General features: G+C 61.4%; 11 protein-coding genes, 2 tRNA genes and 2 pseudogenes. 5 read left to right on the top strand and 10 right to left on the bottom strand.

Annotated features, from left to right (window positions below):
* The first annotated feature begins 241 nt into the window (after positions 1-241).
* From OCX61_RS02555 to OCX61_RS02535, 5 genes are all read left to right on the top strand, one after another.
* A tRNA-Leu gene (locus OCX61_RS02555) sits at positions 242-328 on the top strand.
* 88 nt (positions 329-416) lie between these two features.
* Positions 417-503: transfer RNA gene (locus tag OCX61_RS02550), tRNA-Leu, on the top strand.
* A gap of 290 nt (positions 504-793) precedes the next feature.
* Entirely contained in the window at positions 794-1,807 is a 1,014-nt protein-coding gene (locus OCX61_RS02545; RefSeq protein WP_261942481.1) for an extracellular solute-binding protein, read from the top strand.
* Positions 1,807-3,372, top strand: a complete 1,566-nt coding sequence (locus OCX61_RS02540) for an ABC transporter permease (protein WP_261942480.1) — start codon at positions 1,807-1,809, stop codon at positions 3,370-3,372. The genes OCX61_RS02545 and OCX61_RS02540 overlap by 1 nt, the downstream gene beginning before the upstream one ends.
* Before the next feature lie 215 nt (positions 3,373-3,587).
* Positions 3,588-4,904: a hypothetical protein gene (locus OCX61_RS02535; protein ID WP_261942479.1), complete on the top strand. Its 1,317-nt coding sequence runs from the start codon at positions 3,588-3,590 to the stop codon at positions 4,902-4,904.
* A 211-nt stretch (positions 4,905-5,115) separates the two neighbouring features.
* Here the strand turns inward: OCX61_RS02535 and OCX61_RS27190 are convergent.
* The 10 genes and pseudogenes from OCX61_RS27190 to hfq form a co-directional block, all read right to left on the bottom strand.
* Positions 5,116-5,212, bottom strand: a pseudogene (locus OCX61_RS27190) (Hcp family type VI secretion system effector); the annotation flags it as partial.
* Between the two features lie 121 nt (positions 5,213-5,333).
* A complete protein-coding gene (locus tag OCX61_RS02530; RefSeq protein WP_261942478.1) occupies positions 5,334-5,810 on the bottom strand; it encodes a DUF2867 domain-containing protein in 477 nt (158 codons plus the stop codon).
* A gap of 246 nt (positions 5,811-6,056) precedes the next feature.
* Positions 6,057-6,761 (bottom strand): methyl-accepting chemotaxis protein, encoded by a 705-nt coding sequence (locus OCX61_RS27275; protein ID WP_400720495.1) that lies wholly within the window; start codon positions 6,759-6,761, stop codon positions 6,057-6,059.
* A gap of 201 nt (positions 6,762-6,962) precedes the next feature.
* Positions 6,963-7,175, bottom strand: a pseudogene (locus tag OCX61_RS27270) (methyl-accepting chemotaxis protein); the annotation flags it as partial.
* Positions 7,176-8,269: 1,094 nt separating this feature from the next.
* On the bottom strand, positions 8,270-9,562 hold the full coding sequence (locus tag OCX61_RS02520) for an adenylosuccinate synthase (RefSeq protein ID WP_003249542.1): 1,293 nt from the start codon (positions 9,560-9,562) through the stop codon (positions 8,270-8,272).
* Between the two features lie 56 nt (positions 9,563-9,618).
* Entirely contained in the window at positions 9,619-10,806 is a 1,188-nt protein-coding gene (locus OCX61_RS02515) for an ATP phosphoribosyltransferase regulatory subunit (RefSeq protein WP_085676769.1), read from the bottom strand.
* Between the two features lie 301 nt (positions 10,807-11,107).
* Positions 11,108-11,977, bottom strand: coding sequence for a protease modulator HflC (hflC, locus tag OCX61_RS02510; protein WP_085676768.1), 870 nt, complete (start codon positions 11,975-11,977; stop codon positions 11,108-11,110).
* On the bottom strand, positions 11,977-13,155 hold the full coding sequence (gene hflK / locus OCX61_RS02505; RefSeq protein WP_261942476.1) for an FtsH protease activity modulator HflK: 1,179 nt from the start codon (positions 13,153-13,155) through the stop codon (positions 11,977-11,979). The genes hflC and hflK overlap by 1 nt, the downstream gene beginning before the upstream one ends.
* A 96-nt stretch (positions 13,156-13,251) precedes the next feature.
* On the bottom strand, positions 13,252-14,553 hold the full coding sequence (gene hflX / locus OCX61_RS02500) for a ribosome rescue GTPase HflX (RefSeq protein ID WP_027920749.1): 1,302 nt from the start codon (positions 14,551-14,553) through the stop codon (positions 13,252-13,254).
* Between the two features lie 12 nt (positions 14,554-14,565).
* Entirely contained in the window at positions 14,566-14,826 is a 261-nt protein-coding gene (gene hfq / locus OCX61_RS02495; protein ID WP_027920748.1) for an RNA chaperone Hfq, read from the bottom strand.
* Positions 14,827-14,914 lie beyond the last annotated feature (88 nt).

Below are 14,914 nucleotides of genomic sequence, written 5' to 3'. Positions count from 1 at the left end.
GGAATTCTGGCATGTGTGTATTGAAACCGGAAATGTCAGCCTTGGACAGCCCCCGCTGCAGTGTATAGACAGGGGCAATAGGTCTTCGGAATCAACAAGTTGAATTTTTTGAAATTTTTTTCGCTTGGGGGGTTTACAGCCCCCCGGACCGTCCGTATAGTGCGCACCACAACGACGGACAAGCCCGAAGTTGTAGTAGAGATGAACGGCGCTGTAAAGCATCTTTTAATCTCGAATGTGTGCCCAGGTGGCGGAATTGGTAGACGCGCTGGTTTCAGGTATCAGTGACCGCAAGGTCGTGGAAGTTCGAGTCTTCTCCTGGGCACCAAGTATTTCCAAGTAACAGATGACCAAGGATCTGTTACTACTGTGTGAAGGCGAACGATAGTCGCCTTCTACAGATGATGTAAAGCTTTGCCCAGGTGGCGGAATTGGTAGACGCGCTGGTTTCAGGTATCAGTGACTTAACGGTCGTGGAAGTTCGAGTCTTCTCCTGGGCACCATACAAAAACCCACTAGCTTGCTAGTGGGTTTTTTCTTGCCTGCGATTTTTAAATCCCCTCCCCCAATGGCCACCACACCCCCTGTGGGAGCAACTGTCTTGCTCAATTTCTAGAATCTGGCGCGATCCCTGTGGGAGCGGGCTTGCCCGCGAAGAGGCCAAGCACCGCAGACAAACCTTCACACTTTACACCTTCGTCTGCCGATGAATTTCTCGTCACCCGGCCACTTGAGAAACGATTTCGTTTACCATTGTTTCCGAATATGTAGCCGTAAGCGAGGAAGTACCCGCATGACGATCCGACCGCAACCGCTGATGCGCACCCTGGCTGCCGCAGTTCTGAGCCTGGTGATCGGCGCTCCGGCCGCCCTGGCAGACGAACCGGTAACGCTGACCATGTACAACGGCCAGCACAAGGAAATCGGCGAAGCCATCGCCAAGGCCTACGAGGCCAAGACCGGCATCCACATCAATATCCGCAAGGGCAGCAGCAACCAGCTGGCCAGCCAGGTCATCGAGGAAGGCGACCGCTCGCCGGCCGACATCATCTACACCGAAGAGTCCCCGCCGCTGAACAACCTGGGCGAGCTTGGCCTGCTGGCCAAGATCGATGACGCCACCGCAAACATGATGCCCAAGGAGTACGTAGGCGCCAACGGCACCTGGATGGGCATCACCGCCCGTACCCGCATCGTGGTGTTCAACCCGAAGAAGATCGACGAGAAAGACCTGCCGACCACGGTCATGGACTTCGCCAACCCGGAGTGGGAAGGGCGCGTCGGCTATGTACCAACCAGCGGCGCCTTCCAGGAACAGGCCGTGGCCATCCTGAAAATGCACGGGCGTGAAGCCACCGAAGAATGGCTGACCGGCCTGAAAGCCTTCGGCAAGGCCTATACCAACAACATGGTCGCCCTCAAGGCCGTGGAGAAAGGTGAAGTCGCCGCCGTACTGGTCAACAACTACTACTGGTATGCACTGGAGCGTGAACGCGGCAAGCTGGATTCCAAGCTCTACTACCTGGCCGATGGCGATGCCGGCAACCTGGTTACCATTTCCGGCGCCGCCGTGGTCAAGGCCAGCAAGCACCCGAAAGAAGCCCAGGCCCTGCTCAACTGGATGGCCAGCGAGGAAGGCCAGCGCGTGATCACCCAGACCACCGCCGAATACCCGCTGCACAAGGGCATGGTCTCCGACCGTGGCCTGAAGCCGTTCGAAGACCTGCGCCCGCCGAAGATCTCGCCAGCTGACCTGGGCAATGCCGAGGAAGCGATCGAGCTTGAACGCGAGGTCGGCCTGCTCTGATGACTGCCGCCCTGTCCGAGCCGGTGCCGGTACGTTTCGTACCGCGCCGCAAGCGCCCCTCGATCTGGGTGGTGCTGCCTGTGCTGTTCCTGGTGGCGATGAGCGTGCTGCCGTTGCTGTACGTTGCCATGAAAGCCTGGGAAGCCGGCTGGCGCGAAGCCCTGCACCTGCTCTGGCGCCCGTTCGTCTGGGGGTTGATGCGCAACACCCTGATGCTGATGGCCGGGGTGACGCTGGCATGCATGGTGGTGGGCCTGGCCCTGGCCTGGCTGCTCGAGCGCAGCAACCTGCCCGGCCGCCGGCTGTGGGGCGTGGTGCTGTGCCTGCCGTTCGCCGTGCCGTCGTTCGTCAGCAGCTTCACCTGGGTGTCACTGAGCTCGGACTTCGAAGGCCTGGGCGGGGCGATCCTGGTCATGGCGCTGTCCAAGTACCCGCTGGTGTTCCTGCCGGTGGCTGCGACCTTGCGCAACCTCGACACGTCGCTTGAAGAGTCGGCACGCACCCTGGGCTACAGCCGCTGGGGCGTGTTCCGCAAGATCACCCTGCCGCTGCTGTGGCCGTCGATGCTCGGCGGCGCACTGCTGATCGCGCTGCACATGCTGGTGGAGTTCGGCGCCCTGTCGATCCTTGGCCTGCAGACCTTCACCACGGCGATCTACCAGCAGTTCGAACTGGAATTCAGCAACGCCAATGCCGCGATGCTCTCGGCCGTGCTCCTGGCACTGTGCCTGCTGATGCTGTGGCTGGAACTGCGCGTGCGCGGCAAGGCCCGCCACGTGCGCATCGGCCAGGGCGTGGCGCGCCGCGGGCAGCCGGTGCGACTGCGTGGCTGGATGCCGTTGGCGCAACTGTTCTGCCTGGGCCTGGCGATTCTGGGCAGCGGTATTCCGCTGGCGATGCTGGGTTATTGGCTGAGCGTGGGGTCGTCGGCGGCCTTCCCGGTCGCAGCAATCAGCAAAGCACTATTCACCTCGCTGTCGGTGTCGCTGGGCGGTGCGGGCTTCTGCGTATTGCTGGCATTGCCGGTCAGTTTCCTGGTGGTGCGCTACAAAGGCCGCCTGGCACTGTGGGCCGAACGCCTGCCGTACCTGCTGCACGCCCTGCCCGGCCTGGTCATCGCCCTGTCACTGGTGGTGTTCTCGCTGCACTACGTGCCGGCGCTGTACCAGACCACCGCGCTGTTGCTGCTGGCTTATGCGCTGCTGTTCCTGCCATTGGCCCAGGCGCCAGTACGCACCGCACTGAACAAGGCTTCGCCGACCCTCGAAGAAGCGGCCCGCACCCTGGGTGCCAGCAGCTTCGCAGCGTTCTGCAGGGTGACCCTGCCGATCATCTTCCCGGCCATGGCGGCGGCCTTTGCCTTGGTGTTCCTTGATGCCATGAAGGAGCTTACAGCTACCCTGCTGCTCAGCCCGACTGGCATGACCACCCTGGCGACCGAGGTCTGGGCGCATACGGCCAACGTCGAGTTTGCGGCGGCGGCGCCGTATGCGGCGTTGTTGATTGTGGTTTCGGGGTTGCCGGTGTATTTGCTGACTACGCGGATGTACTTGAATAAGGCTTGAGAATGAATCCAGGCTGGCGAGCAGCCTGGATTTCCCTAGGCTCTCTGTGAAAAGCCTTGTTACGCGGCGACACTGCATTAAAAACAGCCTATCTCCGTCTCAAGACTTTTCACCCGGAGCCTAACAGCCGAAACAAAAAAACTGATAAAAATGATAGTTTTCAATCCAGATATCTGAAATTACCCTGAATGCTCACAAACTCTGAGGGCATCGAGATGGAACTTTCTAAAACAAAAGCCGGCACAATCGACCCGACCTATGGTGAGCGTGGCTATGCAAGGTTCCGGCTAACGGAGGCTCAATCAAATGCATATATTTTTGCTTGGACAGTAGATCCTACAGGGCGCATCATTGCTCAGGGCAGCCCATTCGACTCTGGGTATACTCGTTATTTCATGACCTTGAACCCGCAAGGTCGGGAGTTTTTCGAGAAACCCATCGGTAATACGCCGCCGGGCGAATCATATGTTCAAAATATTACCTTCATTAACGATGGTGCAAACGCATCCATTCTCAGCTATTTAAGCTGTACCCGATTCACCGCAGATGGGGACCTGTTATGGTATGGCTCCATTTTCCGCTACGATGAGGCTTTCGAGCCTGTCAACGGCTTCGGGCAAAATGGTAGGGTTGAAGTTTCCCCGCTCCATACAAGTAACGCGGCCTCTATTTCAAAGGCGCGCTTGATCCGAGAGGGGGTCATTAAACCGAGCGAACACTTGTTAGCCCCGGCAACGGCACCAGCAGCTCACAGCATTTACATTGACGGCAAAATAAAAACTGTCTATTCCACCTCGCTCGAAGATACGCCAGGCAGTCAGGAAACTTGGCTCTCATTGCACAACCCCGACGATGGTCGTTTAACGGAAGGGCTCGGCGCAGACGGGTCACAACGACAAATAAAAATCGAGAATATTGATTCCAGTCAATTTTCTCTTTGGGGTGCTCAGTTCCTGAAGAACGGTGACCTCGCCCTGGCAGGCACCGATGGCACAGGCGCTTTCGTTGCCTATTACACCCGTAACGGAGAGCACCAGAAGGAATGGGGCGGACAAGGTTATGTACGGTTGGGTCGACGCAACGTCAGTCTAGGTGCACACGAAACCTGGATAGTGGCCACGCTCGGTACTTACGCCCCGGCATCAGACGGGATCAGATTGACGCTCTACGCGTTCGACAGAGCAACGGGCAAGCCTATTAGCGACTTCGGCAAGGATGGCATTGTTGATATCACGATTGGCGGCTTGAAACCTCGCAAGGGGGTGGTACCCGTCCGGGTCATTATTGATGAATCCAACAGGGTTTACGTGGCGTGCAATCTGGTGCTTATCGACGATGATAATAGCTTCGATTTTCAAGGTATCATCTATCGCTTCCAGGCCGACGGATTCCTGGATTACAGCTTCTCGCAAGATGGCCAGTACGACCTGGAGCCTGGTGAAAGAGTTGAGGAGATGGCGTTACACAGTGACGGGCTGCGAGTCCTCTACCGACACGGGGACGAGTTCTTGGCAATCAAACTGACCATCTGACAGTACGGGGTCTCGACAAGCCATCAACAGCCGCGATGGCTTGTCGTCGTCAATTGCTTGCCGACGCCTCAATCGGATCGAGCCACGCTGGGCGGATTCAACCGGTCGTCGCATCACTGGTTTGTTGTACAGGCTTTAAGTTTCTTTTCGTTCAAAGCCTAAGGCGCACACAGGCCGAGCACATAGATAAACTTAAGTGCAGCAGTAAGTGGTTGGCGCCTAACTTGTAGCCTGTAATCTCGATCCAGTTCGTGAACTGCTCGTCCAGTGCTTCGCCAGCAGATTTGAATATAAGCATCGAACGCCATGCTTACCTCTCCTTGGCAATATTCGGGCTGAATAACGACAGCGCTTTCACACTGTCGTCTTGCGGTTGTGCCTGAAAAGCAGACGGCGGATTAGCACTGCCGCCTCGAGGCCCGGTCGACACTAATGGCCCTGCAGGTTGGCCAGCATCCGCCGCACGATCACGCCATGAACCCTTCCAACCGGCACCATGTATAAACGCCCGAAGGTGTTCAAGCACTTCACCGAGGTCGTCACGCTCAACTGCAGGAGGCCGCACTCTCCTGCCGACACGTCCATGCAGACCATGACGGCCAGGTGCGTATCGCGCGAGGTCAGCACCAGTTGCCGGTCGCTGATGGCCTCGACAGTGAAGAAGTCGAGGCGCTCGCCGACGGCTGGTACCTGCCCAGGATCGCGGGAAGAGAAGCCGTGGATATCGGCGACATTGAAACGGCGTGAGATGAAGTCACGAATGCGGAAGGCCCTGGCCAGCCAGCCGGGGATGTCCGAGGTCATGGCGCAGTACGCTTGCAGGGCGCTCATCGGGGCAGTGAGCTGTACGCAGTCACTGTGCAGGAAATCCAGGTCGGCCTGGGCGGCGACCAGCTGGGTGGACATGAGCAACTCCCTTTGCCATGTATCGCCGACAGCATAGCAACATGACTCGCTGCGGGAGATTCTGTCTTGCTTAATGTGTTCAAGCTGGTGCGATCCTTGTGGGAGCCGCGCTTGCCGGCGATGGGCCGCGAAGCGGCCCCATAATTTCAAGGTTGTTGCATAAATTGCCGGGGCCGCTTCGCGGCCCATCGCCGGCAAGCGCGGCTCCCACAGGATCGCGCCGTTTTTTTAGAAACGGAGCAGGGATCAAGCCCTGAACTGCCCAAGACTGGCGCGCAACTGGGCTGCCAGATCATCCAGCACCTTGCTGCTGGCCGTGGTCTGCATCACCACCTCGGCCGAGCGCTCGGCTTGAGCATGGATATTCTCCACCCGCCCACGTACCGCCTGCGCTCCGTGGGCCTGTTGCTCAGCAGCGCGGGTCGCCAGGCCGATGGCCGCGTGCACCTGCTCCACGGCAGCCTGCACCGACTGCTGGCGACGCTCGTTGTCACGCAGTACCAACAGCCCCTCACTGGCCTTGAGCCCGGCCTGGCTGATGGTCGCCACCGCTTCCTTGGCACCTTTCTGCAGCGCGGCAATGTGCGCCTGAATGTCGCCGGTAGAGCTCTGCGTCTTGCTCGCCAGCGCCCGCACCTCATCGGCCACCACGGCAAACCCGCGGCCCGTCTCCCCAGCGCGGGCGGCTTCGATTGCCGCGTTGAGGGCCAGCAGGTTGGTCTGCTCGGCAATCCCGTGAATGACGGTCAGCACGACTTCAATCTGCTCACTCTGCTTGGCCAGGCGCTCGATCACTTGCGAGCCCGTTTCGACCTGGCCGGCAAGGTTCTCGATCAAGCTCGCCAGCTGCGTCGAGGAACGGCTGTTCTCGTCGGTCGCCTGGCGAATGTCCACCACCTGCTGCAACGCCGCCTGCATGGCATGGCTTTCAGCCTGGGCTTCGTCGGCCATGCTCGACAGGTCGCGCAGGCTGGCAGCCACTTCGTCACGCTGCAACGCCGCTGCGGCATCGGCTCCGGCGTTGCGCTGGGCCATGGTGCCGATCTCGACCCCGGTCCGTTGGGCCACCTCGCCAGCCTCGCGGACGATAGGCTGCAGCTTGTCGACGAAGCGGTTGACCGCCGAGGCCATGTCACCGATCTCGTCGCGGCTGTCGAGGTTCACGCGCTTGGTCAGGTCCCCTTCCCCGGCGGCAAGGTCATTGAGCGCAGCGATCAGCAGGCGCAGCTTGCTGAGCACGCGGCGGCCTAACACCACGGCAACCACCAGCAGCACACCCAGGCCAACCACCACCAGGCCCAGGCCAATGCGCCAGCGCAGCTCGGCAGCTGCGTCACGCACGGTTTGCGCGGTGTTGGCCTGCATTGCGGTGGCGCTGACCTGCGCGGCTTCCAGGCGCTCGCGCAGGGCCTTGCCGCTGTCGGCGGCTGCCGCTCCCAGGCTATCGCCGACCAGTTGCTCACCATTGGCAATCAGAGCACTGAAACGCTGGTCGAGCGCCTTGAGCGCCTGATCAACGCCGGCCGTGGAAACCCCCATCAGGACTTTGCCAATCTCGGCACCATTGGGGCTGATCGAGGCTTCGACGAAATACACCGACGGGTCGCGACGCGCGGCTTCCAGCACCTTGTCCAGCGCCCGCTCGCCCTGGCCCTTCTCGATCAGCGCCTGGTTGATCGGGTTCTGCCGGTTCAGGTAGCGGGTGAGGTGCTGGCCCTGGGCGTCGTCGTAGATCACGAACAATACGTTGGGGTTGCGCTGGGCGCGGCGGGCGAAGTCAGAGAGCATCGGCACATCGTTGTCCCAGATCGCCCGTGGGGCGACCGAGGCCAGCAATTCGGCCATGTCGTTGGCCGAGTCCTTGAGGTTTTTCTCCAGGGTGGCGCGCAACTGCTGCTGTTCGTCCTGCAGCCGCGTGGAAAGCCCCGCGCTCAGGCGCTGGCGGGTACTGCTGGAAAGGCTCTCAAGGCCCCCGCGCACGTCCTGCCCGGCCTGCTCCAGCTCGCCGGCGAGCTGACGGCTGTCATTGCCCAGGCGCTCGCCAAGATCGGCTTCCAAGGCCGTCACGGTGCTGCGGGTCAGCGCAACGGCAACCAGCACCTGCACCAAAAGGGCGATACCAAGGGCAACAAACACAGGCCGCAAGAGGCGGCTTCGTAACAGTGAAAGGATGGCAGACACGGTGTAACCCTCGTGTTTTCTGGCGCCACTATTTTGATGGCATCTACAGAAACTTCTTACAGCAAGGGTTGTGCCGTACACAGCAGGGATAAGCGCCAAGGTCTAGCAATGGGTTTTCCTGTACTGGCCTGTTCGCGGGTAAACCCGCTCCCACAGGGAGCGCACAAAATTCAAGGCATGTGCAGTACCCGCGAATAGGCCGGCACAGGTGAACCCCACAAATGAAAACGCCGCGATCCCTTTCAGGACCGCGGCGTCAGATCAGCCTGGAGGGCAGATCAGGCGAACGGATGACGCAGGACGATGGTCTCGTTGCGGTCCGGGCCGGTCGAAATGATGTCGATCGGCGCGCCTACCAGCTCTTCGATGCGCTTGATGTAGTCACGCGCAGCTTGCGGCAGCTCTTCCAGGGTTTTCACGCCCAGGGTCGACTCGCTCCAGCCTGGCATCTCTTCGTACACCGGCTCCAGGCCGATGTAGCTGTCGGCATCGGAAGGCGCGTCGATGACGGCACCGTTCTCGTTCTTGTAGCCAACGCAGATGTTGATGGTTTCCAGGCCGTCCAGCACGTCCAGCTTGGTCAGGCAGATGCCCGAGATGCTGTTGACGTCGATGGCGCGACGCAGGATGACGGCATCGAACCAGCCGCAACGACGGGCACGGCCGGTGGTCGAACCGAACTCGTGGCCACGCTTGGCCAGGGTGGCGCCGGTCTCGTCGAACAGTTCGGTCGGGAACGGACCGGAACCCACGCGAGTGGTGTAGGCCTTGGTGATGCCGAGGATGTAGTCCAGGTACATCGGGCCAACGCCGGAACCGGTGGAGATGCCGCCAGCGGTGGTGTTGGAGCTGGTGACGTACGGGTAGGTACCGTGGTCGATGTCCAGCAGCGAGCCTTGGGCGCCTTCGAACATGATGTCCTTGCCGGCGCGACGCAGGTTGTGCAGCTCGGCGGTGACATCGAGCATCATCGGCTTGAGCTGCTCGGCGTAGGCCATGCACTCGTCCAGGGTCTGCTGGAAGTCGATGGCCGGCTCTTTGTAGTAGTTCACCAGCTGGAAGTTGTGGTAGTCCAGCAGCTCACCCAGCTTGGCGGCGAAACGCTCGCGGTGGAACAGGTCGCCAACGCGCAGGCCGCGACGTGCAACCTTGTCTTCGTATGCCGGGCCGATGCCGCGGCCGGTGGTGCCGATCTTGGCTTCGCCACGGGCTTTTTCACGGGCCTGGTCCAGGGCCACGTGGTACGACAGGATCAGTGGCGCAGCCGGGGAGATGCGCAGGCGCTCGCGCACCGGTACGCCCTTCTCTTCCAGCTTGGTGATTTCACGCATCAGGGCGTCCGGAGCAACGACCACGCCGTTGCCGATCAGGCACTGTACGCCTTCACGCAGGATGCCCGAGGGAATCAGGTGCAGAACGGTTTTTTCACCGTTGATCACCAGGGTGTGGCCCGCGTTGTGACCACCTTGGTAGCGCACTACGGCGGCAGCATGTTCGGTCAGCAGATCGACGATCTTGCCTTTGCCCTCATCACCCCACTGGGTGCCCAGGACGACGACATTCTTACCCATTACATTGGTCCTCATTCACGCAAACTTGGTTGCCGGCCTACTGCCGACGCAGAAACTCACTGGGCCAGCGGCAGAACCTGCCAGCGCCCGTCTTGCTGAATCAATTGCCGATCACAATCCGCCTCGAGAGCAGCACTCAACGGCTGGCCAGGCAGGGCCTGGACCACACGCTGGCCCTCGTTGCGCAACTGGCAGACCTGCTGCCAGAGGGCCGCGTCGCCACTGTCCGGCATCCAGATGCCGCCAGTTGGCAATACGACCTCCGCTCGCCCCAGTGTGACCAGGGTCTTCAAATCCGTGGAGAAACCGGTGGCCGGGCGAGCCCGGCCAAAGTCGGCGCCGATGTCGTCATAGCGGCCGCCCTGGGCGATCGATTGACCCTCGCCCGGGACAAACACGGCGAACACCACGCCGGTGTGATAGTGGTAGCCGCGCAGCTCGCCGAGATCGAAGTACAGCGGCAGCTCCGGGTAGCGCGACGCCAGGCGATCAGCGATGGCCAACAGGTCGTCGAGCGCTGCCAGTACGCTGGCCGGGGCACGCCCCAGGCGCACACGGGCTTCGGCCAGCACTTCACGGCCACCGCACAGCTCGACCAGAGCGCGCAGCATGTTGCCCAGGTCCTTCGGCAGGTCGGCGGTCAGCGCCTGTACTTCATCGACCGATTTGCGCTGCAGGGCATCGAACAACTGCTGTTCGACCGCGCCCGACAGGCCGGCGGCACGGGCCAGGCCGCGGTAGATGCCGACGTGGCCGAGGTCCATGTGCACATCGGCAACGTCGGTCAGCTGCAGCGTGGCGAGCATCAGGCTGATGACTTCGACATCGCTGGTCGGGCTGGCGTCGCCATACAGCTCGGCACCCAGCTGAATCGGGCTGCGCGAGGTGGACAAGGCACGCGGCTGGGCGTGCAGCACGCTGCCGGCGTAGCACAGGCGGCTCGGGCCCTCACGGCGCAGGGTGTGGGCGTCGATACGCGCCACCTGCGGGGTGAAGTCGGCGCGGAAGCCCATCAGGCGGCCCGACTGCGGGTCGACCACCTTGAAGGTGCGCTGATCCAGGTCCTGGCCGGCGCCGGTGAGCAGCGACTCCAGGTACTCGATATGCGGGGTGACGACCAGCTCATAGCCCCAACTCTGGAACAGGTCCAACACCTGACGGCGCGCGATCTCGATACGCGCAGCCTCAGGTGGCAGTACTTCCTCGATGCCATCTGGCAGCAGCCAGCGGTCTACCGTTGCCATTACGCCATTTCCCCTCTGGTCCGGGCGGCTTGCCAGCAGGCGAGCCGTCAGTAAAGCCGGTATCGCGCACAGCAGCGGGCAGCACTGATCCCAGCGCAGCCACCGTACCCGATACCCTCGAATTGCCTTGCGACCTGACCAAACCGTCAACTGGCGCTTTGCCAATCAACCTTGCAGACGCAAAAAAGCCGGGAAATTTCCCGGCTGCCTCATCATACACCCCTTTTCATTCAGGATGCACCCCGCCTGGTGTTTTAGCTGCCAGGCGGGGCGCCGCTGCATGAAAATCAGGGTCTGAGCATCACGGCTTGCTCTTGTCCAGGAAGCGGAAGAACTCGTTCTTCGGATCCAGGACCAGCACGTCGCTCTTGCTCGAGAAGCTCTCGCGGTACGCCTGCAGGCTACGGTAGAACGCATAGAAATCGGCGTCCTGGGAGTAGGCCTTGGCATAGATGGCGGCCGACTGGGCGTCGCCATCACCGCGGGTTTCCTCCGCTTCGCGGTAGGCTTCGGCCAGCAGTACACGGCGCTGACGGTCGGCATCGGCGCGAATACCTTCGGCCAACTCGTTACCTTTGGCGCGGTGCTCGCGGGCTTCCCGCTCACGCTCGGTGCTCATGCGGTCGAACACGCTGCGGTTGACTTCCTTCGGCAGGTCGATGGCCTTGACGCGCACGTCGATGACCTCGATACCCAGTTCCTTGCTGGCCATGCGGTTCAGCGAGGCGGTGATGTCAGCCATCAGCGCGTCACGTTCACCGGAAACCACCTCGTGCAGGGTACGTTTACCGAACTGGTCACGCAGGCCGCTTTCCAAGCGACGCGACAGACGCTCGTCGGCGATCTGCTTCATGCCGGAAGTGGCCGTGTAGAAGCGCTCGGCATCCTTGACGCGCCACTTGGCGTAGGCGTCGACCATCACCGCCTTCTTCTCCAGGGTCAGGAACCGCTGGGTGGGGGCGTCGAGGGTCATCAGGCGTGCGTCGAACTTGCGTACCTGGTTCACGTACGGAATCTTCACGTGCAGGCCCGGCTGGACATCCGCCTGGACCACCTTACCGAAGCGCAGCAGTACCGCACGCTCGGTCTGGGACACGATGTAGAAGCTGTTCCAGGCCACAATAGCCAGAACCACGGCGGCGATCAGGGCGATCAGCGATCGGTTGCTCATCAGCGGCTCTCCCTAGTGCGCAGTGGCTGCTGTTGCTGTTGCAGGTCCTGCGCGGCACGTGCGGCCGCATCGTTGACCGACGGGCTGACACTGGTGCTTGGCGCGGAAGCGCTGCGGCTGCCTTCGACCATCTTGTCCAGCGGCAGGTAAAGCAGGTTGCTCTGCCCGTCCTTGGCCGTGACCAGAACCTTGCTGGTATTGCTGTAGACCTCTTGCATGGTCTCCAGGTACAGGCGCTGACGGGTCACGTCAGGGGCCTTGCGGTACTCGCCGACCAGTTTGGTGAAGCGGTCGGCCTCACCCTTGGCGCGAGCGATGACTTCGTCGCGGTAACCGTTGGCGTCCTCGATGATGCGCTGGGCGTGACCACGGGCTTCCGGCACCACGCCATTGGCGTAGGACTCGGCCTGGTTGCGGGCACGCTGCTCGTCTTCACGGGCGCGGATCACGTCGTCGAAGGCTTCCTGCACTTCACGCGGGGCTGCCGCGCTCTGTACGTTGACCTGGGTGACGGTGATACCGGTGCGGTAGGTGTCGAGGAAGCGCTGCAGGCGTTCGCGGATATCCACGGCCATCTGCTCACGGCCTTCGGTCAACACCTGGTCCATCGAGGTGGAACCCACCACGTGGCGCAGGGCACTGTCAGTCGCATGCTGCAGGCTGACCTCAGGCTGGTCGACGTTGAGCACGAAGTCCTGCAGGTTGCTGATCTTGTACTGGACGGTCAGCGGCACCTCGACGATGTTCTCGTCCTCGGTGAGCATCTGCCCCTGCTTGGTGTAGGCACGCTCGCGCGTGACGTTTTCCATGTACTTGCGATCGATCGGCGGGAAGTAGATGTTCAGGCCGGGACCGACCGTCTCATAGTACTTGCCGAAGCGCAGCACAACGGCCTGCTCCTGCTCGTCGACCACGTACACGGCGCTGTACAGCCAGATTGCGGCAAGCACCGCCAGGCCGATGCCCAGCAGGCCGAAGCCACCACCCTTGCCGACATTGCGGTCACCGCCGCCACGTTTCTTGCCACTGCCGAACATGCCGTTCAGGCTGTCCTGCAGCTTGCGGAAGGCCTCGTCCAGATCCGGCGGACCCTTCTTGTCGCCACCACCGCCGCCACCGCGACGGCCGCCCCAGGGATCCTGATTGTTCGAGTTGCCACCCGGCTCGTTCCAAGCCATAGCGCTCTCCATCTGATAAAGCAAAGACGCGCCCACGGCGCGCCGTCCAATGCTACAGAATGCCTGCCACTGCTGCCCGGCGACCTCGCCGGGCATTTATTGCAAAGTGTGTTGCTCGACAAACACTTGCGGCTCCATGCCTTCACGACTGACCAGGCGATTCAACTCGACCCTGGGCAGGCGAACACTCAGCAGGCTGCGCCCTTCTTCGTCATGCTCTTCACTCTGCACGGCACCCAGGGCAAAGAATTGCGCGCGCAAGCGGGCAAAACGCTGCTCCAGACACAGGGTACCGACAAACAGATCATCCCCCAGCAACTCGGCAATCGCCTGGCCGACCAACTCCAGGCCACGTCCATCTCGTGCCGATACCCAGACCCGCTGCGGCTTGCCATCGGCATCACGCTGGATCTGCGGCTCGACATCTTCAAGCAGGTCGAGTTTGTTATAGACCTCGAGGATCGGCAAGCCTTCGGCACCGATCTCGCCCAACACGGCCAACACTTGCTCGATCTGCTCCATGCGCTCTGGCTCATGGGCGTCGATCACATGCAGCAGCAGGTCCGAGTTGCTCGATTCTTCGAGCGTAGCCCGAAATGCCTCGACCAGCTTGTGCGGCAGGTGGCGAATGAAGCCCACGGTGTCGGCCAGCACGATCGGGCCCAGGTCGGCCAGCTCGAGCCGGCGCAAGGTCGGGTCGAGCGTGGCGAACAGCTGGTCGGCCGCGTACACCTCGGATTCGGTCAGGGCATTGAACAGCGTGGACTTGCCGGCGTTGGTATAGCCGACCAGCGAAACCGAAGGGATATCCGCGCGCTTGCGGCCACGGCGGGCCTGCTCGCGCTGGCTGCGCACCTTTTCCAGGCGCCCCTTGATCTGCCGGATACGTACCCGCAGCAGGCGGCGGTCGGTTTCCAGCTGGGTTTCACCCGGGCCACGCAGGCCGATACCACCTTTCTGCCGCTCAAGGTGGGTCCAGCCGCGCACCAGCCGCGTGCTCATGTGGTCGAGCTGGGCCAGTTCGACCTGCAGCTTGCCTTCATGGGTACGCGCCCGCTGGGCGAAGATGTCGAGAATCAGCCCGGTACGGTCAAGCACGCGGCACTCGAAGACTCGCTCGAGGTTGCGCTCCTGACTGGGCGTGAGGGTGTGATTGAAAATCACCAGGTCTACCTGTTCGGCTTTGACCAGGTCGCGCAATTCCTCGACCTTGCCGCTGCCAATCAGGTATTTGGCCGTAGGCTGATGCCTGGCTACCGTGGCCAACGAGACGATGTCGGCTCCAGCCGACAGTGCCAGCTCCTGAAACTCCTGCGGGTCTTCGCGCGCCTCAGGGTTCTGACCTTCCAAGTGAACGAGCAACGCCCGCTCACCACCACCGTGGCGCTCAAAGAACAATGCAGGCTCCTATCAGGCGTTGCCTGGCTCGCTGTCGCCGTGTTCGGAATCGGACGGGCTTGGCAGGCGAACCGGACGGGCAGGAACCACGGTCGAGATGGCGTGCTTGTAGACCATCTGGCTGACGGTGTTCTTCAGCAGTACCACGAACTGGTCGAAGGATTCGATCGAGCCCTGCAGCTTGATCCCGTTTACCAGATAGATCGATACCGGGACCTTTTCTTTTCTCAGTTGGTTCAAGTAAGGGTCTTGTAGCGAATGCCCTTTTGACATATGCCGCACTCCTGTAAGGATAAATAATAGAAAATCAGAAAAATTGATAAGTCAGGCCGCCCCTTCGCAAGAATAGACGGCTATCAGC

This window comes from Pseudomonas sp. LRP2-20 (assembly GCF_024349685.1).
Lineage (GTDB): Bacteria > Pseudomonadota > Gammaproteobacteria > Pseudomonadales > Pseudomonadaceae > Aquipseudomonas.
The sequence above is the reverse complement of the archived record's forward strand: the minus strand, read 5'-3'. Positions and strand labels throughout refer to the sequence as shown.